At 62.7% G+C, this 22,475-nt stretch carries 13 protein-coding genes; 5 read left to right on the top strand and 8 right to left on the bottom strand.

Annotated elements, in window-relative coordinates; all coding sequences use genetic code 11:
• Window positions 1–48: 48 nt before the first annotated feature.
• From AC1Y2B_RS09170 to AC1Y2B_RS09160, 3 genes are read right to left on the bottom strand one after another with little or no spacing between them, the layout of a single operon-like run.
• A complete protein-coding gene (locus AC1Y2B_RS09170) occupies window positions 49–939 on the bottom strand; it encodes an esterase-like activity of phytase family protein (protein WP_482252779.1) in 891 nt (296 codons plus the stop codon).
• Entirely contained in the window at window positions 912–1,808 is an 897-nt protein-coding gene (mepA, locus tag AC1Y2B_RS09165; RefSeq protein ID WP_482252778.1) for a penicillin-insensitive murein endopeptidase, read from the bottom strand. Before mepA ends, AC1Y2B_RS09170 begins: the two co-directional genes overlap by 28 nt.
• Window positions 1,805–3,133, bottom strand: a complete 1,329-nt coding sequence (locus AC1Y2B_RS09160) for an MFS transporter (RefSeq protein ID WP_482252777.1) — start codon at window positions 3,131–3,133, stop codon at window positions 1,805–1,807. The genes mepA and AC1Y2B_RS09160 overlap by 4 nt, the downstream gene beginning before the upstream one ends.
• Before the next feature lie 118 nt (window positions 3,134–3,251).
• Between AC1Y2B_RS09160 and AC1Y2B_RS09155 the strand changes: the two genes are divergently transcribed.
• Together AC1Y2B_RS09155 and recQ are read left to right on the top strand one after the other, a co-directional pair.
• Window positions 3,252–3,536: a YggT family protein gene (locus tag AC1Y2B_RS09155; protein WP_482252776.1), complete on the top strand. Its 285-nt coding sequence runs from the start codon at window positions 3,252–3,254 to the stop codon at window positions 3,534–3,536.
• A 53-nt stretch (window positions 3,537–3,589) separates the two neighbouring features.
• The gene (recQ, locus tag AC1Y2B_RS09150) at window positions 3,590–5,635 is read left to right on the top strand and encodes a DNA helicase RecQ (protein ID WP_482252775.1); all 2,046 of its coding nucleotides are present in this window, start codon (window positions 3,590–3,592) and stop codon (window positions 5,633–5,635) included.
• Here recQ and AC1Y2B_RS09145 read toward each other — a convergent pair.
• The gene (locus AC1Y2B_RS09145; protein WP_482252774.1) at window positions 5,632–8,187 is read right to left on the bottom strand and encodes a hybrid sensor histidine kinase/response regulator; all 2,556 of its coding nucleotides are present in this window, start codon (window positions 8,185–8,187) and stop codon (window positions 5,632–5,634) included. The two genes, recQ and AC1Y2B_RS09145, sit on opposite strands and share 4 nt — an antisense overlap.
• A gap of 158 nt (window positions 8,188–8,345) precedes the next feature.
• Between AC1Y2B_RS09145 and AC1Y2B_RS09140 the strand changes: the two genes are divergently transcribed.
• From AC1Y2B_RS09140 to AC1Y2B_RS09130, 3 genes are all read left to right on the top strand, one after another.
• Window positions 8,346–13,787 (top strand): alpha-2-macroglobulin family protein, encoded by a 5,442-nt coding sequence (locus tag AC1Y2B_RS09140; protein ID WP_482252773.1) that lies wholly within the window; start codon window positions 8,346–8,348, stop codon window positions 13,785–13,787.
• Window positions 13,784–15,823: a penicillin-binding protein 1C gene (gene pbpC, locus AC1Y2B_RS09135; RefSeq protein WP_482252772.1), complete on the top strand. Its 2,040-nt coding sequence runs from the start codon at window positions 13,784–13,786 to the stop codon at window positions 15,821–15,823. The genes AC1Y2B_RS09140 and pbpC overlap by 4 nt, the downstream gene beginning before the upstream one ends.
• A 65-nt stretch (window positions 15,824–15,888) precedes the next feature.
• Complete coding sequence (locus AC1Y2B_RS09130; protein WP_482252771.1) at window positions 15,889–16,983, top strand: MFS transporter; 1,095 nt, start codon at window positions 15,889–15,891, stop codon at window positions 16,981–16,983.
• Here AC1Y2B_RS09130 and AC1Y2B_RS09125 read toward each other — a convergent pair.
• The 4 genes from AC1Y2B_RS09125 to AC1Y2B_RS09110 all read right to left on the bottom strand — a co-directional run.
• Window positions 16,980–17,711, bottom strand: a complete 732-nt coding sequence (locus tag AC1Y2B_RS09125) for a metallophosphoesterase (RefSeq protein WP_482252770.1) — start codon at window positions 17,709–17,711, stop codon at window positions 16,980–16,982. The genes AC1Y2B_RS09130 and AC1Y2B_RS09125 overlap by 4 nt on opposite strands.
• Before the next feature lie 81 nt (window positions 17,712–17,792).
• Entirely contained in the window at window positions 17,793–19,388 is a 1,596-nt protein-coding gene (gene serA, locus AC1Y2B_RS09120; protein WP_482252769.1) for a phosphoglycerate dehydrogenase, read from the bottom strand.
• A gap of 86 nt (window positions 19,389–19,474) precedes the next feature.
• On the bottom strand, window positions 19,475–20,620 hold the full coding sequence (locus AC1Y2B_RS09115; protein ID WP_482252768.1) for a phosphoserine transaminase: 1,146 nt from the start codon (window positions 20,618–20,620) through the stop codon (window positions 19,475–19,477).
• 331 nt (window positions 20,621–20,951) lie between these two features.
• The coding region (locus tag AC1Y2B_RS09110) for an aminotransferase class V-fold PLP-dependent enzyme (protein WP_482252767.1) at window positions 20,952–22,475 on the bottom strand (1,524 nt) is incomplete at its 5' end.

Here is a 22,475-nt window from a genome sequence, read left to right as displayed (position 1 = left end):
GGCCCTCCCCATGAGGACGGGGGCGTGTAGCCTTCGGGCTGCGGCCTGTCAATCGGGCAGGCGATACTCGACGATCTGACTGCGGAAGAATGGGATGAAGTTGTTGTCAGTGACCATGGTGGCACGCAGCCCGATGGCATCGCGCCAGATGGACAGGCCTTCCAGATTGTCGAAGGTGCCGGGGTCTGTTTGCAGCAGGGTCACCTCATTGGCGGGCCCTGCCGGAGTCAGGTCAAAGCGCCGCAAACGGGTGGCGAAGCCGCCGAGACCCAGAAACTCGCGTTCAAGCACGTAAAGGCGGCCATCGGGGCCGAAGGTGGCATCCGACATCAGGAACGGACCACGGCGCGGCAGGGTGAAGGGTTGGTCCCAATGGCCCGCCATGAACCGGAAGACAGGAAAGGGCAGGTCCGGGGCCGGGGATTCCTCGGGGATGGTGTAAAGCGTGCCATCGGCGGCCAAAGTGACAGATTCCAGCGACCGATTGGGGGCCATTCTGGCGAAAGCCGCGGGAGAGGGCAGGGTATCGGCGGCGCTGCCCAGTGTAGCATAATGCTGAACCCGCGCCGGACCCTCAAACGAGATGTAGACCTCGCCGTCCGGTGCGATGGCCAGACCTTCGCTGTCGGTGCGGCCCGGGCGCAGCGGTTTGCCCGCGTCGTCCAGCAAGGGCACCATGTCTGCGGTGGCAATCGAGACGATCTGGCCGGTCGCGTCGCGCTCGAAATGCCCGGTCACAAAGGCCCCGTGGTCAGATACCGCGATGAAGTTCAGCCCGTCTGGCGCCATATGCAACGCAGAAAAGCCGCCAAACAGGCTGCCGTGGCCGTAAAAGGCGATTGCCTGCAGGAAGCCCGGGCCCGGCATCGGGCCGGCGCTGCCACGAAAGCCGGCCATCACCAGCAGAATGATCAGTCGGCCGAGAGTACAGCGGAGCATTGTTGCGGCAGATCGGCCATGGTGAATTCCCTTGGCCCCTTCTTGTGTGGCGGTTTCGGGCCGGGGTTCTTGACCGGATTCTTCGGTGGTTTCGGATGCAGATAGGCGTCAGACACCCACCACGCCAGCGTGTCATCGCATCCATTGCCGCCTTTTGACAGGTCCGAGACGGTCGGCTTTTGCGTTTCACACAAAGGTGAATTGGCAGGGCACTTCAGGCGGACATGGAAATGGTCTTCATGACCGACTTCGGGGCGAAGACGCTGCAACCAGACGGTGTCGGCCGGCTTGGCCGTCTTGCAGATCTCAAGCTTGATCGCTGCGGCGACGAAAATCCGGTCCACCCTTGGGTCTGAGGCCGCGGCCTTCAGGATCTGGCGGTAGCTGTCATTGTAATTCTCGTTGACCGACAGCTGGTCCGGTGTGCGGATCGCGATGGACGAGATCGACTCGCGCTGTGGGGCGGTCAGTGTCAGGCTGGCGGGTGGCAGATACCAGACGTCGGCATCCAGCCCGATCTGATGGCTGGCATGGCCGGAAATCATCGGCCCGCCGCGCGGATTGCCCATATCGCCGATGTAGAGACCCTTCCAGCCAAAGGCCGTCACGGTTTGCGACAAATCCTCCAGATAACTGACAAGCGCCGGATTGCCCCAGTTTCGGTTGCGCGACAGGCGCATGGCTTGCCAGGTTGGACCGGTCTCTGGCAGTTCGACATTGCCCGAGGCGCAACCGCGCGCATAGGTGCCAATCGGCTCTGCCGGGCCGGAGCTTGGCTGGGTCTGGCCGGCGAAAAGCTTGGCGGCAAGGGTCTCAGCGCCTGCCTGGGTGGCAAGCAAGAGAACCAGGGCTAGGGCGTGGCGGATCATGGCTCACCTCGATCTGGGCGGAAATTCGGAACCTTGAGAAACAGGAAAAGCCCAAGCAGCAAAAGGGCGATGATCGGAGAGATGCCGATCTGCTGGCTGCCGCTTGCGGCCGTGGCGCGGGCAACAAAGAAGGGGGCGACGAAGGTGGTTGCCTGCCCGGCCAGTTGGTACAGACCGAAGCTTTCGGTCAGCTTGGTGGGGTCGGACAGGTGAACCATCAGCGTCCGGCTTGCGGCCTGGACGCTGCCCGCCCCCGCCCCGATCAGGCCCCCGATGGCGATGAAGGCCAGTTTTGGGCCGGAGGGGCCAAGGTCCAGACCCAAAACCCGGGTTGTGCTGACCGACAAAAGTGCCAGTCCAGCCACAATAAGCGCCAGAAGGCAGGTGATGATCACGGGCTTCGGGCCAAAGGCACTGTCAGCCTTGCCCCCGATCCACGCGAAAACCGCGCCAGAGACGGCCGCAACGATGCCGAAGATGCCGATATCCACGTTTGAAAGCCCCAAGGCACCCGTGGCATAAAGGCCGCCAAACACGAAGATGCCGTTCAAGGCGTCGCGGTAGATCATCGAGGACATAAGGTACCGCGACAGCACCGGTTGGCGGCGCAGGGCGATGAGGGTGCCGCGCAACTCGGGCCAGGCCTGCGACAGCGCTTGTCGGATCGACGCATGTTTTGCGCCCTTTGCCTCACGCGACCACAGGAAGAAGGGCAGGATGAAGATGGCATACCAGATCGCCGTGAAGGGGCCGACAAAGCGCGTTCCTTCATGCTGACTGGCATCGAGTCCGAAGGCAGGCGCCCAGCCCAGAAGGGTCAGCCCGCTGGGTTGCTCGACAAAGAATGCCAGCATCAGGATCAGGGCCACCACCCCGCCGGCATAGCCAAAGCCCCAGGCCGCGCCCGAAATGCGGCCCAGTGCTTCGGGCGGCCCAAGGTCGGGCAGCATGGCATTGGCAAACATCGCGGCAAGTTCGGTGGCCACAAGGCCAAGCGAGAAGAAAAGCGCGATGAACCAGATGTTGAAATCGGCGGGTGCCGAGAACCACAGGGCGGAAGCGCCCACCACGTAGCACAGGCTGAAGACGGCAATGAAGCGCAGCTTGCCCCCGGCCTTATCGGCCACGGCGCCCAGAAACGGGGACAGGATTGCCACCAGCAACCCCGCCGCCGTGTTGACATTGCCCCAGACCGTCTGCGCCTCGGTGCCTTGCGGAAAAAGGGTCGAAATGTAGGGGCCGAAGACGAAGGTCAGAAGCAGGGTGAAATAGGGCTGCTGCGCCCAGAAATAGAAGTACCAGCCCCAGATCCGCCTGCCTGCCATGACCGCCCCCGTTTTTCCAGATCAAGCCTGACGCTGCGGAATTAAGCAAGCGCCGCAGAACAGATTGCGCTTGGGTGCCATGCGCGCTACCAGATGTGCGCAATCGAAAGGCTGGCCCATGACCTCGCTTCTGCAAATCCTGCTGTTCGCTGTCCAGATTGTACGCTGGATCGTGCTGGTTCAAGTCATCATGTCGTGGTTGATCAACTTTCAGGTCCTGAACCTGCGGCAACCCTTGGTGGCGCAGATATGGTACGCGCTGAACCGCACGCTGGAGCCGATCTACTCGCGGATCCGCAAGCTGATCCCCGCCACAAGCGGCATCGACTTTGCGCCGCTGATCGTGCTGTTCGCGGTCTATGCGCTGGAAGTGGTGATCCACAACAACATGTACGCGTTTTAACCCTTCGTTTACCCCCAAGGCGGCAAATTGCCGATGTGTACAGCATTGATCCCATGAGCTCTCCGGACGTTTTGCTTCACCAGGTGTGGGGGTTCGCAGGATTCCGTCCGGGGCAAGAGGAGATTGTCCAGGCGGTGATCGCCGGGCAGAACACCCTTGCGATCATGCCGACGGGTGGCGGGAAATCCTTGTGTTTTCAACTGCCAGCTCTGTGCCGTGACGGGGTGACGGTCGTGATCTCTCCGCTGATCGCCTTGATGCGGGATCAGGTGCGGGCGCTGAAGGCGGCCGGGGTGGAGGCGGGGGCGCTGACCTCTGGCAACACCGAAGAGGAAACCGAGGCCGTCTTTCAGGCGTTGGATGATGGCCGGCTGAAGCTTCTTTATCTGGCACCCGAGCGGTTGGCCGCGGTGGCGACGGTGCCGATGCTGCGGCGCATCGGGGTGTCCTTGATCGCTGTGGACGAGGCGCATTGCGTCAGCCAGTGGGGCCATGATTTCCGCCCAGATTACCTGCGGATCGGGGCCCTGCGGCAGTCTTTGGGTGTGCCGCTGGCGGCGTTTACCGCAACGGCCGATGCCGAAACCCGGTCCGAGATCGTGACCCGGCTGTTTGACGGTGTGCCCCCGGTTACGTTCCTGCGTGGCTTTGATCGGCCAAACATCCGGCTGGCCTTTGCGGTGAAGGATTCCCCTCGCGAGCAGATCCTGCGCTATGCGGCGGCCCGCAAGGGGCAGTCTGGGATCATCTATTGCTCCAGCCGGGCCAAGACCGAGGTTCTGGCCCAGGCGCTGCGCGAGGCAGGCCATTCCGTACTGCACTACCACGCCGGTATGGAAGCCGAGGAGCGGCGGCAGGCTGAACTGCGCTTTCAGCAAGAGGATGGGCTGATCGTCGTGGCGACGGTGGCTTTTGGCATGGGGATCGACAAACCGGACATCCGCTGGGTGGCCCATGCCGACCTGCCCAAGTCGATTGAAGGCTATTATCAGGAAATCGGCCGTGCCGGGCGCGATGGCGCCCCGGCCGATACCCTAACGCTTTATGGGCCCGATGACATCCGTTTGCGGCGGCAACAGATTGACGAAGGGGCGGCACCGGCCGAACGCAAGGCGGCAGATCACGGGCGGCTGAACGCGCTGCTGGGTCTGGCAGAGGCGATGCTGTGCAGGCGTCAGGTCTTGCTGGGCTATTTCGGCGAAAATTCAGAGCCTTGTGGCAATTGCGATCTGTGCCAGCGTCCCGCCAAGTTGTTCGATGCGACCGAGGCTGTGCGCAAGGCCCTGTCGGCGGTGCTGCGGACGGGCGAATATTTCGGCGCGGGTCATCTGATTGATATCCTGACCGGCACCGCGACCCCGAAGGTGGTGGAGCGCGGGCATGACAAGTTGCCGACCTTCGCCGTCGGCCGGGATCTGTCGAAATCGGCTTGGGCGGCGGTGTTTCGGCAGATGATGGGGCGTGATCTGGTGCGCCCCGATCCCGAACGATTTGGGGCCTTGCGGATGACGGATGCGGCGGTGCCGATCCTCAAGGGCGAGGAAAGCGTCACCCTGCGCGCCGATACCATTGAAAAGGCGGATAAATCCGAACGAAATATTGCCCGGGTGCAGGTTGATGAAGAGGACGTCGCGCTGCTGACCGCGCTGAAGGCGAAGCGGCGCAATCTGGCTGAGGCGCAAGGGGTTCCGGCTTATGTGGTCTTCCCGGACAAGACGTTGATCGAGATGGCCGAGAAACGCCCGATGACGCTGGAAGAGATGATCGGGATCAACGGCATCGGTGCCCGGAAGTTGGAAAGCTACGGAAAGGCGTTTCTGGAGGTGATCCTTGGCCATGCGCCCGCCAACGTCCATCCCGCCCGCCGCAAACTGACAGGCCGCGATGCCGGGCCGATCTTCGACCGGTTGGCCGAGGCGCAGCTGGCACTGGCGCGGGGCGAGGACGGCACTGGAAAGTACCTGTCCTGCACGCATTCGATGCTGCGTCAGATAGCCGAACGTCGCCCTTCCAGCCTGGCAGAGATGACCGAGGTCATGGGTGTCCAGAAGGTGGAGCGCTTTGGCCCCGCCTTTCTGGCCGTGCTGCAAGACGCCTAAGTGCCGGTCCTCACCTCAACCTCTTCGATCGTGATCGGGCGGGCTTCCGGCGGGCAGAATTCGGCCATGACGGCAAAGATCGCGGCCTTGCGCAGTGGTTTGGTCATATAGCGGTCAATCCCGGCGGCCAGAATGCTGTCAGCATCGCCGTCCATGGCATGGGCGGTCAGGGCAACGATGGGCAGATGAGACGTGCCGCCCTCTAACGCGCGGATAGCACGGGCGGCCTCGCGACCGTCCATTTCCGGCATCGAGATATCCATGAAGATCAGGTCGGGGTGGTAGGTCTGAAACAACTGCACGGCTTCGCGCCCGTTGTTGGCGAAGACCAGTTCGATGTCGACGTCCTTCACCATTTTCTGGAAGACCAGTTGATTGGTGCGGTTGTCCTCGGCCGTCAGGATGCGCATCGTGCGCAGCGTCGCGGGAGGTGGCGGTTCAATCACACCCTCCGCCTCGGGAACGCCGCCGATTTCCTTCAGCCGGCGGTATAGATCAGAGCGAAGGATGGGCTTCTGGATGATCGCCGCCAGAAAGTCCGCCCCCTCGCCCTCTCGCGCCTGGGCGGGGTTGGAGGACAGCAAGACGATGGGCATGGCCAGCCCCAAAGCCCGGATGCGCGATGCCAGGGTCAGCCCATCCATCTCTGGCATGGAATGGTCTGTCAGGATTGCATCGAAGGTGGTGTCGCGCCCCAGAACCTCCAGCGCTTCGGCGCCCGAGCGGCAAAGCGTCACCTCAACCCCGGAGGGTTGCAGCTGGCGTTCCAGAATGGTGCGGTTGATGAACAGGTCATCGACCACAAGCACACGGCTGAGGGCAATGGGCAGGTCCGGCCCAACGGCATCTTCTGCCACAGGCAAGGTAACGCGGAAGCCAAAACAGGAGCCTTTGCCCGGTTCGCTGTCAACCCAGACCGCCCCCTCCATCCGTTCGATCAGCCGCTGCGTGATGGCAAGGCCAAGACCTGTGCCCTCAAACTTGCGGTTCGATTCGCTTTCGACCTGATTGAACTCGCCAAAGATGTGGTCGAGGTGTTCGGGCGCGATGCCGATGCCGGTGTCCTCGACCGTGACGTGCAGTTGTTGTTCGCCCGGGTCGGTTTCAAGGCCGACGACGCGGATCAGCACGTGGCCCTTTTCGGTAAATTTGACCGCGTTGCCCACCAGATTGGTCAGCACCTGCCGCAAACGCCCCGGATCGCCCACGAAGCGCGTGGGCAGGAACATGTCGAAGTCGATCATCAGGTCGATGCCCTTGGCCCGCGCCTTGGGTTGCAGCAACATGGCGACTTCGTGGATTGTGCGTTCCAGATCAAAAGGTTCCGGGTACAGCGTCAGGCGTTCCGCCTCAATCTTCGAGTAATCCAGAATGTCGTTGATAATGACCAGAAGCGCCTCGCCCGAGGATTTTATGGTTTCGGCAAACAGCCGCTGTTCCGGCGAAAGCGAGGTGTCGCACAAAAGCTCTGCCATCCCCACGACGCCATTCATCGGGGTGCGGATTTCGTGCGACATGTTGGCGAGGAAAGCGGACTTTGCCCGATTGGCAGCCTCTGCGGCCTGGGTTGCGGCGAGGAGGGCCGCTTCGGATTCCTTTTGCGCCGTGATGTCGATCCGCAGGCCGACCCGCCCGCCGTCTGGCGTGGCGTGGTCTTGCGTGCGGATCCAGCGGCCATCGGACAGTTGCTGTTCGCTGACCCCATCGGCCTGACGATGCTGGGCCATGCGGTCGGCCAGCCAATCCTCCTCGCGCCCGATGGCGTCGGAGTGTTGGCCGCGCTCCAGCCCGAAGCGCAGGATGTCCTCGAACGTCGCGCCCGGTTTCATGGCGGGGGCCGACACGGAATAAATGTCACGATACCGTTGGTTGCAGGTCAAAAGCCGGTCCTCCCGATCGAAAAGAACGAAGCCATCCGGAATCGCCTCAATCGCGGCCCAGATGCGCATTTGTTCGGTGATGTTGACAGCCAGCGAGACAAGATCGCCGTCGCGGGCCCTGCGGTTCACAAGCTTGATCCAGAGCCCGTTGGTCATTTGCAGCGTGACCGGTTCGATCGGGTCCGAGTCGAGCCGCGCCACCATCGCGCCCACGAAGTCATCGACGGAGGCGCCTGAAAGTTCTGTCCGCCCGCCCGCAGCCAAAAGGCGCAGCATGTCGGCATAGGCAATCCCGGGGGCAATCGCCAAACCCTCCAGCGGGCGCAGGAAGGCGCTGTTGGCGGCGACCAGTTTCAAGTCGGAATCATAGACGGCAAAGCCATCATTGATGGTGTTGATCGAATCCCACAGCCGCCGTTCGGCCATCACGGCATGGGTATGGGCGCGGTCCAGATCCTCGATGAAGCGGGACTGCTGGCCCTTGAGCATCTGGGCCTCGGACACCGCATTTCGGGTGACGACGCGCTGTTCCACGATCTGATCGGACAGCGAGCGGGCATGCATGCCCAGCTTTTCGTTGGCGGCAAACAACTCTCGGCTCTTTTGTTCCAAAAGCCGTTCGGCAGCCAGTCTTGCACGCCGTTCCTTCGCCAGACGTTCCACAATATCCATTCCTGCCTGCGCCCGTTCCGAACCCTGAATCACTGCCGCGATTGAGGTGAACTTGCCGCATCGGTGTGAACGCTCCCTTAACGATGTAGGGTTAATTCCTTGCCGAACCGGGGCCGGTCGTGGCATGACTATGCCATCGTTGGGCGGAGGAATTTTCGATGCGTGGATTTGCGTTGCGGTCCGTGGCCGTGGTGATTCTGGGTCTGTTCCTGTTCGGGACATCGGCGCAGGCTGATGATCTGATCCCGCCGAAGCGATTTGTCCTTTCCGAAAACACGGATCTGCCGGGCGGTGATTTGTCCTCGATTCTGGATACGACGCTGAATGCCTGCGAAACCGCCTGCCTGACCAACAAGAAATGCGAAGCGATCACCTTCAACACCAACAAGAACGCCTGTTTTCTGAAAAGCACGGCAGGGTCGCCGAAGTCTTTTGATGGCGCCTATTCCGGGGCCGTGATCAAGGCTGACAAAGGGGCAGAAGCGCTGGCGCAGAAACGGCGGCCTGAACTGACCTTCCTGCCCGATTGGGACATTACGCCTGCGACGACCATCGCGGCGGACATGGCCAACCGCCACGTCACCGATGCTGTTTCTGCGGACGATCTTCTGTCTTCCGCCAAGGATGCGGAATCCAATGCTGACTATGCGGGGGCCTTCGCCTTCGTCGGGGCGGCCCTGAATGTTTCGGATACGCCGGAAAACTGGCTGGAATACGCGCGGCTTCTGCTATTGGCGGCGGAGAATGACCAGAACAACGCGGCCACCTGGCGCGATGATGCCTTCCGGTCGACGATCAACGCCTATCTTCGGGCCGACAATGTGGCGTTGCAGCACTCGATCCTGGTGCAGATGGGCCAAGCGCTGGAAAAGCTCGACCGCGGTCGCGACACTGTGCAGGCCTATCGTCTGGCGCAACAATTGCAGCCACGCGACGATACGGCGGCGCTTCTGGACGATGCAGCTGCGAAATACGGATTCCGCATCACCGACAACGAGGTGCAGACCGACAGCGCCCGCCCGCGGGTTTGCGTGAATTTCTCGGATGATCTGGTGGCCTCTGGCGTAGACTATTCCAGTTTTGTGCAGTTGCCCGACACGGGGCTTTCCGTATCGATGGCCAGTTCCCGGCAATTGTGTGTCGAGGGGATTTCCTTTGGCACCCGGTATACCCTGACCTTTCGTGAGGGCTTGCCTTCACTGACGGGCGAGAAGCTGCTGAAAAACGTTCCGATCACCGCCTATATCCGCGACCGCAATCCTGGCGTGCGGTTTACCGGCCGTGGCTATGTGCTGCCCAAGACTGGAAATGCTTCGATCCCGGTGGTGACGGTAAACACGACCAAGCTGGATCTGGAGGTTTGGAAAGTCACGGACCGCAACCTGTTGCGCATCATGCAAAACGGCTATTTCGACGCGCCGATGTATGATTACAACGAATATGATTTCGAAAATCAAATGGCGACCAAGCTGTGGACCGGGACGGCCACGGTTGGGCAGGATGTGAACAAGGACGTCACCACCCGCCTGCCCTTGGACGAGGCGATCAAGGGTCAGCCCTCCGGGATCTATGCGCTGCGGGCCTCGGTTCCGGGCGTCGATGTGTCGACGGTTCCGGCAACGTGGCAGTGGTTCGTCGTGTCCGACCTTGGCTTGACCACGATGAGCGGGGTCGACGGATTGAACGTCTTCGTCCGCTCTTTGGGAGATGCGACGGCAAAGGCCGGGGTGGACGTGCAATTGCTGTCCGTCGCAAACGAGGTTCTGGCAACCGCCAAGACCGATGCAGATGGACATGTGCTGTTCGAACCGGGCCTGATTCGCGGCACTGACAGTGCCGCGCCCGCGATGATCGTGGTGCGTGATGGCGAGGTGGACACAGCCTTCCTGTCGCTGACCGACCCGGAGTTTGACCTGTCGGATCGCGGCGTTGAAGGGCATGAGGCGGCGCCTCCGGTTGATGTGTTCCTGTCGACCGACCGCGGTGCTTACCGGGCTGGTGAAACCGTTCACGCAACGGCGCTGGCCCGCGACGCCAAGCAAGAGGCGATCACCGGCCTGCCGCTGACAGCCATCCTGTCGCGCCCCGATGGGGTCGAATATGTGCGGGCGATGGCGGATGATGCCGGGGCGGGTGGTCATGTGTTCGATTTCCCGATCTCTGGCAATGCACCGCGCGGCCAGTGGACCATGGCGGTTTACTCGGATCTCGATGCGCCCGCGCTGTCTTCCAAGACCTTCCTCGTCGAAGACTTCCTGCCCGAGCGGATCGACTTCAAGCTGGATGCCGGGGATCAACCGATCCATCTGGGTGACGTTCCGAAGGTGGCGCTCGATGCCAAGTATCTGTTCGGGGCGCCGGGGGCTGATCTGGCGGTGGAAGGCGATGTGATCGTCAGCGCCGCTGATGGGCTGGAAGCTTGGCCGGGCTACAAGTTCGGCAAATTCGACGCAGCCTTTGATGCGCAGCTGGCGTCTTTCTCGGATATTCGCACCGATGACAAAGGCCATGCCGAGATTGACGCCGCCTTGCCGCAGGTCGATGACCCGCTGATCCCCTTGCAGGTCAAGATTGTCGCCCGCGTTGCCGAAGGGTCCGGTCGCCCGGTCGAGCGGAAAGTCACCAAGGCTTTGACGCCTTCCGCTGCGATGATTGGCATCAAGCCCCTGTTCACCGATGTCGTGACCGAGAATTCGCAGGCGCGGTTCGATCTGGTTGGTGTCGGGGACGACAGCAAAGCCACCGCGATGAAAGTGCATTGGGAGCTGACCCGGATCGATACGAACTACCAGTGGTATCAGCAAAGTGGCAGCTGGAACTGGGAAGCCGTGACCTCGCGCGCCCGGGTGAGTGAGGGAGACGCCGATCTGACGGCTGCCGCTCCGGCCGAGATTGCGGCTCCGGTGACATGGGGTGAATATGAGCTGTCTGTCACGCGCAGTGACGGGCAGAAGGCCACGTCCTCGGTGCAGTTCTATGCCGGTTGGTATGCGCCGCCAGATGTTTCCTCGACGCCCGATACGCTGCAATTGTCGCTGGACAAGCCGTCCTACAAGGTCGGCGATACGGCCATGCTGCGGATCGTGCCACGGGCGGCTGGGACGGCTTTGGTGACGGTTCTGTCCAACGAGGTCGTCTCGCATCAAGAGGTTGCGGTCAAAGAGGGGGAAAACCTGATCCCGGTTCCCGTGACAGATGACTGGGGGACCGGCGCTTACGTGACAGCGGCCGTGTTGCGCCCGATGGATGTGGCGGCGGGCCGGAACCCGGCGCGCGCCTTGGGTCTGGCCTATGCCAAGATTGACCCGGGCACCCGCGCCCTGACGACGACGATTGAAACGGCCGCTGAGGCCGCGCCCCGTGGTCCGCTTGACATCGCAGTGAAGGTGGACGGCGTGCAGCCCGGCGATAAGGCCTATGTGACGGTGGCGGCCGTTGATGTCGGCATCCTCAACCTGACCAGTTATCTGCCGCCTGATCCGCAGGATCACTACTTCGGCCAGCGCAAGTTGGGCGTGGGCATCCGCGATCTTTATGGACGGTTGATCGATGGGTTGAACGGGGCCGAGGGCACCGTGCGCTCGGGTGGTGATGCGGGGGCCAATGCGCGGCTGCAGGCGCCGCCTCCGACAGAGCAACTGGTGGCCAACTTCGCCGGGCCGGTGGAGGTGGGGGCAGATGGGTATGCCCGCGTCAGCTTTGATCTGCCTGCCTTCAACGGCACCGTGAAAGTCATGGCGGTGGCATGGAGCAAGCGCGGCGTCGGTGAGGCGAACGCCGACGTTCTGGTCCGCGACCCTGTCGTGGTGACCGCCAGCGTTGCCCGCTTCTTGCAACCCGGCGACGAAAGCCGCCTGCTGCTGGAGATTGTGCATGCCAAGGGGCCCTCTGGTCATATGGCCTTGGCTGTGACCTCGACGGGCTTGACGATCGGCAAGGTGCCGGACGGGGTTGACTTGGCCGACCTTGGCAAGGCGGTGGTGGAAATCCCGATCAAGGCTGATGCGGTTGGTGTACAAACCATCGAGGTCAGCCTGACCACACCGGATGGCAAGGTCTTGACGAAAGACCTGAAAATTCCGGTTCAAATAGACGATCCGGTGATTTCGCGGGTCACGCGGCTGGACCTCGCCAAGGGTAAGTCCTTCACATTTGACGAAAATGTCTTCGACGGTTTGCTGCCGGGTTCGGGCAAGGCCGTCATGGCGATCGGCCCGATTGCCCGGCTGAATGCCCCGGGCGTGCTGGCCGCGCTGGACGCCTATCCCTATGGCTGCACGGAACAGATTACGTCAAAGGCGATGCCTTTGCTGTACTTTGATCAGGTCGCGCAGGCGATGGATCTGCCGGGTGCCACTGACATCAAGGGGCGTGTGGAGGAGGCGATTTCTGCGGTCCTGACCAACCAAAGCGCTTCTGGATCGTTCGGCCTGTGGGAACCGGGTCAGGGTGATATGTGGCTGGATGCCTATGTCACCGACTTCCTGTCCCGTGCCAAGGCGCAGGGTTATGCGGTGCCGGATCAAGCCTTCCGCTCTGCCCTCGACAACCTGCGCAATCAGGTCAACTACTATGCCGACTTCGACAAGGGAGGAGAGCCTTTGGCCTATGCGCTGATGGTTCTGGCCCGCGAAGGGGCGGCAGCGGTGGGGGACTTGCGCTATTACGCCGACGTGAAGGGTGATGCGTTTGCCACCCCGACGGCGATGGCGCAATTGGGCGCGGCTTTAGCCAGCTATGGCGATCAGCCGCGGGCGGATGCCATGTTTGCCAAAGCGGTCAAAGCCTTGGATGGGCTACCGACCAAGGAAGACCAGATCATGCGCGCCGATTATGGCACGCCTTATCGCGATGCGGCGGCCGTTTTGACCCTCGCGGTCGAAGCGGGCTCCAAGTCCGTGGATCGCGAGGCGCTGACGACGCGCATCGCAACCCAAGGCACCTTGTCGACGCAAGAGGCAACCTGGACCCTGCTAGCCGCCAATGCCCTGATCGGGACCCCCAGCGGCGCCGGAATTTCCCTGAACGGAGAGCCTGCCAAAGGTGCGATGGTCAAGGTGCTGGATGCCAGCTACAAAGATCCGGTCGTCGTGAAGAACGATGGTGACAAGACCACGCTGACCGTCACCACCTTCGGTGTGCCGACTGATCCGGTGGCGGCGGGCGGCAATGGCTATTCAATCACCCGCAGCTATTACACGATGGATGGCCAACCGGCGACGCTTGATGGTGCCAAGGTTGGGGATCGGTTCGTGGCCGTGCTGGAAGTGACGCCCTTTGGCAAGGGTGAAGCGCGTCTGATGGTGAATGATCCGCTTGCGGCCGGGTTCGAGATCGACAACCCGAACCTGATCACCGGCGGTTCGGTCAGCAAGCTCGACTTCCTTGATCTGGCGACCGAAGTGGCGCATTCCGAGTTCCGGCAAGACCGTTTCCTGACGGCGATTGACCGGACTGACAACTCCAGCTTCCGCGTCGCCTATATCGTGCGTGCGGTTTCCCCTGGAAAGTACCACCAGCCGGCCGCTTCGGTTGAGGATATGTACCGGCCCGACCTGAACGCCCATACGGACGCAGGAACGGTCACCATCTCGAAGTGATGCGGGCAAGATGGTTCATGGCGGCGGCGGCGGGTCTGTGGCTCGCCGCCTTTGCGCGCGACGGAGTGGATCGGTGGATCGATGCCACGGTGCTTCCCCCTTTGGTGCTGAACACCAGCGAGGAGGTTCTGGACCGCAACGGCGATCTGTTGCGCGCCTATACGGTAGACGGCGGGCGTTGGCGGATGGCGACGGAAGTGGCCGCAGTGGATCCGTTCTTCATCAGCCTGCTTTTGGATTACGAGGACAAGCGGTTCTACCAACATGGTGGGGTTGATCCGCAGGCCTTGCTGCGTGCCTTGGGGCAGGCCGTCTGGAATGGCCATATCGTGTCGGGTGGTTCGACCCTGACGATGCAGGTCGCCAGGCTTCTGGAAGATTCCGGCACGGGGCGCATCGCCGGCAAGCTGCGGCAGATCCGCCTTGCCCTCGCGCTGGAGCGTCATCTGACCAAGGATCAGATCCTGTCGCTTTATTTGCTGCTTGCGCCCTATGGCGGCAACGTCGAGGGGATGCGGGCTGCGACGATTGCCTATTTCGGCAAGGAGCCGCACCGCCTGACCCCGGCGGAGGCGGCCCTTCTGGTGGCCATCCCGCAAAGCCCGGAAACCCGAAGGCCCGATCGCAGCGGCGAAGTGAAGGCGGCCCGTGACAGGGTACTGGAACGTGCCTTGTCGGACGGCCTCATTGATGCCGACCAGGCGCGTTCGGCGGAAACCGAGCCGGTGCCGACAGCGCGTCGACCGTTCCCGGCGCTGGCGCCACATTTGTCAGACCGCGTGATTGCCGAGGTGCCGGATCAAACCCGGCATGTGACCACGATCGACAAGGGATTGCAGGCGGCGCTGGAAAAGCTTGCCGTGGACACGGTTGTCAGCCGGGGTGACCGGATTCAGGTGGCGATGGTGGTGGCGGACCATGCGACGGGTGAAATCCTCGCCTCGGTCGGCTCGGCAGCCTATACCGGGGACCAGCGGCAGGGTTTCGTGGATATGACGACGGCGCTGCGTTCGCCGGGCTCGACGCTGAAGCCGTTGATCTATGGGCTGGCTTTTGATGAGGGGTTGATCCACCCGGAATCGACGATTGACGACAAGCTGACCGATTTCAACGGTTATCGCCCACAGAACTTCGACCGCCAATTCCGCGGCACCATCCGCGTACGCGAGGCGCTGCAGTTGTCGCTGAACATCCCGGCCGTGGCGCTGACCGATGCCTTGGGGCCACCGAAACTGCTGCAGGGCATGGACCGTGCTGGCATGAAATCCGCCCTGCCGACCGGTCAACCCGGTCTTGCGGTGGCCTTGGGCGGAATTGGGGTGACGCTGGAGGACATGGTGCAGTTGTACTGCGCCATCGCGCGGGGCGGCGTGGCCCGGCCATTGACGCACACTCTGGGTGCCGACAACCCCGAGGGCCAGCGGGTGATGACCAAGGTTTCGGCTTGGGAGGTGGGGGATATTCTGGCCGGGCTGGCGCCGCCGCCCGGCGCACCCAGCAACCGACTGGCCTACAAGACGGGCACCTCTTACGGCCACCGTGATGCCTGGGCGATTGGCTTTGACGGCAAGGATGTGATCGGCGTTTGGATGGGGCGGGCCGACGGAACCCCGGTGCCGGGGGCCTTTGGCGCCGATCTGGCAGCGCCGGTCTTGTTTCAGGCCTTCGCCAGGCTGAAGCCTGCGCTGGACCCGCAGCCCCCACCGCCGCCCGACGCGCTGATGTTGTCCAACGCGCAGTTGCCGCAGCCCTTGCGCCATTTCCGCAGTCGTGAGGCGGCCTTTGCCCCGGATGCCGCGTCGCCGCAGGTGACCTTCCCGCCAGATGGGGCAGAGGTGGAATTGCTGCCCGAGGGGTTGATGGTCCGCGTCACGGGGGGGACGGCACCGTTCACCTGGCTGGCCGATGGCACCCCGGTGATGAGCGACGAGGAAGAACCTTCGATCCTGCTGCCCGCCCTTGGCCGCGGCTTTGTCACCCTGTCTGTCATTGATGCCGAGGGACGTTCGGCCCACACCCGAGTACGATTGCGCTGAGTGCCGGTTGACCTTGCCTGGCCCCGCCGATAGGCCTGCAGGGCAACATTTTCCGGGAATTTCGTATGTCATCCGCGGCCAACAACGCCCTTTTGCTGTCGGGCCTGTCGTCCTTGTTTATCGTCGGGGCCGGCACAGCGATCTTTGGACCTGCCCTTCCGGTGTTTGAGCAGGCGTTTCAGATCACCACGGCCACATCGGGTTTGCTGATCTCGACGCTTTGGGTAGGCTGTCTGTCCGGTGTCATGCTGATGTACTTCAAGGGCGCGCAGGTCACCCCGCGTCTGCCTTTGGCCTTGCTGGTGCTAGGGTCTGTCATTCTGGCCCTTGCCCCGCTGTGGCCGGTGGCCTTGGCGGGGGCGCTGATCTTTGGGGTGGGGTACGGTGCGGTGGCGGCCCTGTTCAACCCGCGTGTTCTGTCGGCCTTCGGGGGCACAGGCGCAGCAAAGGTCGGGATGCTGAACGCGCTGTATTCCTTCGGCGCGATTTTGGCGCCCTATGGGTTTACGCTGCTTGGCAGCGATCTGCGGCCCGTGTTCTGGTCGATGGCGGCGGTTTCGGCGCTGACCTGGGTCCTGTCGGGCAAAGTGGAATTGACCGGGCTGGTTCCCGAGGCGCAGGGGCGCGGCTTCAAGCTGCATCTGCCGATCCTTGGCCTGGCGCTGCTGGCCATCGGCATCGAGGCCAGCCTGTCGGGTCTTGGCCCCACGGCGTTGATCCGGTCAGGCGTCAGCGAAACGGCGGCGGCTGTGCTGCTGTCGTTATTCTTCGTGGCTGCCCTTGCGGGGCGCATCGCGCTGATCCTCATCGCGCATCGCTTTCCCGACTTCAGCATATTCGTCTTTGCCGTGGCTTGGGCAGCCGTCTGTGCCTTGGGGGCAGCGCTGATCAGCCCGGCGTTCTTCTATCCTCCGATGGGTGTCGCGGCCGGCCTGTTCTTTCAAGGCGAGTATGTGACCGCGACGCGCAAGATGGGCGATGACCCACGGGTGTCGCCCGTCATTCTGGCGGTTGGTTTGGTGGGGGCAATCGTGTCGCCCTTGGTCTACGCCCGCTTCATGGATGCACTGGGGCCGCACGGCTTCTTCTGGCTGGTGGCGGCAGTGGCCGGCGGCGCAACCCTGGCCTCTGTCGCGTCATACCGCAGCATGATGCGCTAGGCTGCAAGCAGGGGCACCCGGCCCGCATCCGTCAGCAGGAAGGCCTGCCGACCTTGGATCACGGCCGCCGACAGCGGGCCACCATAAGCTGCACTGCTATCCAGGTTCAGGCGGTTGCCATAGTGGGTGGCCTTGTCGATGGCTGTGTGGCCGTGGACCACGAGGGCACCGTGATCGCGGCGATCCTCCAGAAAGTCCTTGCGGATCCAGACGAGGTCGTCTTCCTGCTGATCCTCTAGGGCGATGCCCGGACGGATCCCAGCGTGGACGAAGATGGCCGATTCAAAGGCAAAGCGGGTCGGTCGGTTTTCCAGGAACGCGCGATGCGCCTGTGGTACGGCGGCAAGTGCGTCAGCATGCACCGGGGCAACCGGGCGATCCGCCGGACTGCGCACGCCATATGACGCAAGGGTGGCCGCGCCGCCAAGTTTGGGATGCAGCCACGAATGTTCAATGCGCAGACCGGGGTCTTTCCAGTCCGGATCAGTGAGAAAGCCGGTGAAGAGCCTGTCATGGTTGCCCTTCAAGACGACCCAGTCACGTCCGGCCTCTACCCCCTTCATCAGGAAGTCGACAACGCCGCGGCTGTCAGGGCCACGGTCGACCAGATCGCCAAGGTGGACGATCTTGCCATGTCCATGCAGCGCCATATCCGCTTGGATGCGGTGATGGGCGCCTTTCAGCAGATCAAGATGGCCGTGAATGTCGCCGATGGCGTAAATGTGCATGCCGCCGCCTTTAAGGGGAAAGCCGGGGGCGCAGTTCGCGCGCCCCCGGAATATTCAGGCGAGACCTTTGGACCGCGCGCCTCAGGCCCCCACGAATTCCAGCGCCTTGACCTGGCTGAACATGCCGGTGGATTCCAGCGTGTTGACGACTTTGGGGTCGATCGGTTGGTCAAGATACAGGATCGCGATGGCATCCTGCCCGACGCCGGAACGGCCAAGGGTAAAGTTCGCGATGTTCACGTTGTTCTTGCCCATGGTCATGCCCAGAAGGCCGATGATGCCCGGAACGTCCTCGTTCGTCGTATACAGCATGTGCTGGCCGATTTCGGCGTCGATGTTGATGCCCTTGATCTGGATGAAACGTGGTTTGCCATCGCTGAAGCAGGTGCCCGCAACCGAGCGTTCGCGCTTGTCGGTGACCATGGTGACCTTGATATAGGCGTCAAAGGTCCCTGACTTGTCTTGCCGCGTGGTCGAGATCTGGATGCCGCGCTCCTTGGCGACGATGGGGGCGGAGACCAGGTTGACGTCGGGGTTGGCAGTTTTCATCACACCGGCGATGACAGCCTGATTCAGTGCGGCAAGGTTCATCGCGGAGACTTTGCCGTCATACAGGATGTTGATGGCGCGGATCGGCTCTTCGGTCATCTGGCCGATGAAGCCGCCAAGGTGGCTGGCGAGCTTGATCCACGGGCCCATGACGGCGGCTTCTTCCGCCGTGACGTTGGGCATGTTGAGCGCGTTCTGCACTGCACCGGTCAAGAGGTAGTCCGACATCTGCTCGGCCACCTGCAGGGCGACATTTTCCTGCGCTTCGGTGGTGGCAGCACCAAGGTGCGGGGTGCAGACGACGTTGGCCATGCCGAAGAGCGGGTTTTCGGTGGCAGGCTCGACTTCGAACACGTCCAGGGCGGCGCCGGCAACGTGGCCGGAGTTCAGCGCATCGACCAGCGCCGGTTCGTCGATCAGGCCACCCCGGGCGCAGTTGATGATGCGCACGCCCTTCTTGGTCTTGGCCAGCGCCTCACGCGACAGGATGTTCTTGGTCTTGTCGGTCAAGGGCACATGCAGGGTGATGAAATCGGCCTTGGCCAGCAGATCATCCAGTTCCACCTTGGTCACGCCGAGCGTCTTGGCCCGTTCGTCGGACAGGAAGGGGTCGTAGGCGATGACCTTCATCTTCAAACCGACGGCGCGGTCGCAGACGATGCCGCCGATATTGCCCGCGCCGATCACGCCCAGGGTCTTGTTGAACAATTCCACACCCATGAAGCGGGATTTTTCCCACTTGCCGGCCTGGGTGGAGGCGTTGGCTTCCGGGATCTGGCGGGCGACAGCGAACATCATGGCGATGGCATGTTCCGCCGTGGTGATCGAGTTGCCGAAGGGCGTGTTCATCACGATGACGCCCTTCTTGGAGGCGGCGGGGATGTCCACGTTGTCGACACCGATGCCGGCGCGGCCCACGACCTTGAGGTTGGTGGCATTGGCCAGAAGCTTTTCGGTCACCTTGGTGGCCGAGCGGATTGCGAGGCCATCGTACTGGCCGATGATCTCGGCCAGCTTGTCCTTGTCTTTGCCGAGTTTCGGCATGTAATCGACCTCGACGCCACGGTCGCGGAAGATCTGGACGGCGGTTTCAGAGAGTTCGTCGGAAACGAGAACGCGGGGGGCCATGTCTTGATCCTTTTCAAACGGTGCGTGAAATCACGCACCCTACGGATGAGGGGTAGGGTGCGTGATTTCACGCACCGCCTTGGAAATTATTGTGCGGCGATTTCGGCTGCGAAAGCGTAGGCGATCCAAGGCAGAAGCGCCTGAACGTCAGCTGTTTCCACAGTGGAGCCACACCAGACGCGCAGGCCCGGAGGGGCGTCGCGGTAGGCGCCCATATCAAGGCCCGCCCCGGCCTTTTCAATCCGCTTGGCCACAGCTTTGGCGAAAGCCTCGCCGTCCTTGATGCGCGGGTCGGTGAATTTCAGGCAGACCGAGGTGGTGGAGGCAATCGCCGGCGTTTCGGCCAGATTTGCGATCCACGGGTTGGCGGCGCAGAAATCCCAGATGGTTTTGGCGTTGGCTTGGGCGCGAGCCACAAGGCCCTTGAGGCCGCCGACCGACTTGGCCCATTTCAGCGAGACGAGGTAGTCTTCCACAGCCAACATCGAGGGGGTATTGATGGTTTCGCCGACGAAAATCCCCTCGATCAGCTTGCCCTTGGAGGTCAGGCGGAAAATCTTCGGCAGTGGCCAGGCAGGGGTGTAGCTTTCCAGCCGTTCGACGGCGCGGGGCGACAGGATCAGCATGCCATGCGCACCTTCGCCGCCCAGCACTTTTTGCCAAGAGAAGGTGGTGACATCCAGCTTGTCCCACGGCAGGTCCATGGCAAAGGCCGCCGAGGTGGCGTCGCAGATGGTCAGGCCTTGGCGGGTGGCCGGAATGCCGTCGCCGTTCGGCAGGCGGCAGCCAGAGGTGGTGCCGTTCCAGGTGAAGACCACGTCGGAATCGAAATCGACGGTGGCGAAGTCGACGATCTGGCCATAGGGCGCGATCTTGACCTTTGCATTCAGCTTCAGCTGCTTGACCACATCCGTCACCCAGCCTTCGCCGAACGACTCCCAGGCCAGCATTTCAACCGGACGGGCGCCCAGCATGGACCACATGGCCATTTCGACCGCACCGGTATCCGATGCGGGCACGATGCCAATGCGGTAGTCGGCGGGAACGCCAAGAATTTCGCGGGTGAGGTCGATCGCCTCTTTCAGCTTGGCCTTGCCAACGGCGGCACGGTGCGACCGACCCAGCGGTGCATCAGCCAACATGTCAAGGGAGAAGCCGGGAACCTTGGCGCAGGGGCCAGAGGAGAAGCGCGGATTTGCCGGGCGCGTGGCCGGTGCAGTCAGATCAGTCATGGTAGCCTTCCAGCTAAAAGCCCCCCGGTGGGGAGGGGTGTCCCAAGAGCGCACCTACGAGATTCCTGAAAAGACTGCAAGAGGGCTTGTCGCTTGCTCGCTGCAAACGGTCGCAACTTGCGTGAACGGACGCCGCAGGTGGCAAACCTTGGTGCAAGTTTGAAAATCCGGCGTTGCCTATGTGCCTTGTACCCGTGAAGGTTCGGGCGCGTTTGTCGGGCAACCGGGGCTGATCGGCTTGCGAAGGCAGTTGGTAGAATGAGCTGCATTGGCCATGCGGAGCGTGGTGCTCTGCATGGCCAATCCCGGCATCAGGTACGGGTTCAGGGTCTTAACGTCTTTCCCGACTGAGCCTTTGAGCAATGGCGATGAAGCGGTCGATCACCTCCAGGCCGACGTGCTGGACGTAGTCGATGGCGGCCCCAAGACCCACGGCGTCGGCGATGTTGCCGGTGCCCGCCTCAAACTTGTTCGGCGGGGGCTGAAAGATCGTGCGTTCGAAGGTCACGTCAGCGATCATGTTGCCGCCACCTTGCCAGGGCGGCATGTCGTCCAAGAGGGCGCGCTTGCCGTAAAGCACACCAATGCCAGTCGGTCCGAAGACCTTGTGACCCGAGAAGACGAAGAAATCCGCCCCGATGTCCTGCACGTTGACCCGCATGTGCGACACCGACTGCGCACCATCGACAAGGGCGCAGGCTCCGGCGCGGTGGGCGAGTTCGACGATTTCCTTGACCGGGACCACGGTTCCCAGGGCGTTCGACACTTGCGTGACCGAGACGATCTTGGTGCGGTCGGACAGGAGGTTCTTGTATTCCTCCATCAGGACCTGACCGGAGTCATCCACCGGGATGACCTTGATCCTGGCCCCGACCTGGGCGGCAAGTTGTTGCCACGGCACGATATTGGCGTGGTGTTCGAGGTGCGAGACGATGATCTCGTCCCCCGGACCCACGTGCTTCACGCCCCATGTCTTGGCAATCAGGTTGATCGCCTCGGTGGTGCCGCGGACGAAGATGATTTCCTCGACCGCTGCCGCGCCGAGGAAGGCGCGCACCTTTTCGCGGGCTTTTTCGTAGGCATCCGTAGCGCGGGCGGCGAGTTCATGGGCGGCGCGGTGGATGTTGGAATTCTCGTGCTCGTAAAAGTACGACACGCGGTCGATCACCGACTGCGGCTTTTGCGTCGTGGCGGCGTTGTCGAACCAGACCAAGGGGCGACCGTTCACCCTTTCCTGCAGGATCGGGAAATCGCGGCGCACGGCGTTGACGTCAAAGGCCGGATAGGCGCCACGGCCGACCTGCGGGACGCCGCGACCGTCAGAGGAAGTGTCCTTGAGCAGGAAGTAGTAGCCCTGTTGCGGCGCCTGAGTGTCGGGTTCCCGCGGTTGGCGGGTATCGGCCAGCAGGTCGCGGAGGTCGCCGTCCTGTGGCAGATGGAAGCTGCGCGCGGCGAGATGGTCTTGCTTCGGCGCGGCATAGGGTTGCGCGGGCAGCGAGGTTGATTCCTCAAGGAAGTAGAACGGCGTCGAGGGCGGGCTCGGCGCCCGACCGGGGGGCAGATGGCCTGTGGGTAAGGTTTGCGTCAGACCCGCCGGAGCCGAGGGCTGCGGCCCCGAAGGCGCGGCTGCTGCACTGCCCGCATGGGGCACGCCAAGGCTGTGGCCGCCAAACCGGCTGTCCAAGGCGGGCGGCACAATGGCCGCGTTCTCGGGCAAGCCGTTGGGGGCCGCGGCATGGGGCACCAGCGCAGGCGCCGAGGCCACCAGCGCCGAGGCGCTTTGCGGTGAGGTCGGCGCAAGGTTCGCCCCGGGTGCTATGGTCCCGGGCAAGGCCGGACCTTGGGTCAAAGGCCC

Source organism: Stagnihabitans sp. (assembly GCF_964946895.1).
The sequence above is the reverse complement of the archived record's forward strand: the minus strand, read 5'-3'. Positions and strand labels throughout refer to the sequence as shown.

Coding starts and splice junctions, on each gene's coding strand:
- AC1Y2B_RS09170 (WP_482252779.1), bottom strand. CDS start 939: ATGCTCCGCTGTACTCTCGGCCGACTGATCATTCTGCTGGTGATGGCC.
- mepA (WP_482252778.1), bottom strand. CDS start 1,808: ATGATCCGCCACGCCCTAGCCCTGGTTCTCTTGCTTGCCACCCAGGCA.
- AC1Y2B_RS09160 (WP_482252777.1), bottom strand. CDS start 3,133: ATGGCAGGCAGGCGGATCTGGGGCTGGTACTTCTATTTCTGGGCGCAG.
- AC1Y2B_RS09155 (WP_482252776.1), top strand. CDS start 3,252: ATGACCTCGCTTCTGCAAATCCTGCTGTTCGCTGTCCAGATTGTACGC.
- recQ (WP_482252775.1), top strand. CDS start 3,590: ATGAGCTCTCCGGACGTTTTGCTTCACCAGGTGTGGGGGTTCGCAGGA.
- AC1Y2B_RS09145 (WP_482252774.1), bottom strand. CDS start 8,187: ATGGATATTGTGGAACGTCTGGCGAAGGAACGGCGTGCAAGACTGGCT.
- AC1Y2B_RS09140 (WP_482252773.1), top strand. CDS start 8,346: ATGCGTGGATTTGCGTTGCGGTCCGTGGCCGTGGTGATTCTGGGTCTG.
- AC1Y2B_RS09130 (WP_482252771.1), top strand. CDS start 15,889: ATGTCATCCGCGGCCAACAACGCCCTTTTGCTGTCGGGCCTGTCGTCC.
- AC1Y2B_RS09125 (WP_482252770.1), bottom strand. CDS start 17,711: ATGCACATTTACGCCATCGGCGACATTCACGGCCATCTTGATCTGCTG.
- serA (WP_482252769.1), bottom strand. CDS start 19,388: ATGGCCCCCCGCGTTCTCGTTTCCGACGAACTCTCTGAAACCGCCGTC.
- AC1Y2B_RS09115 (WP_482252768.1), bottom strand. CDS start 20,620: ATGACTGATCTGACTGCACCGGCCACGCGCCCGGCAAATCCGCGCTTC.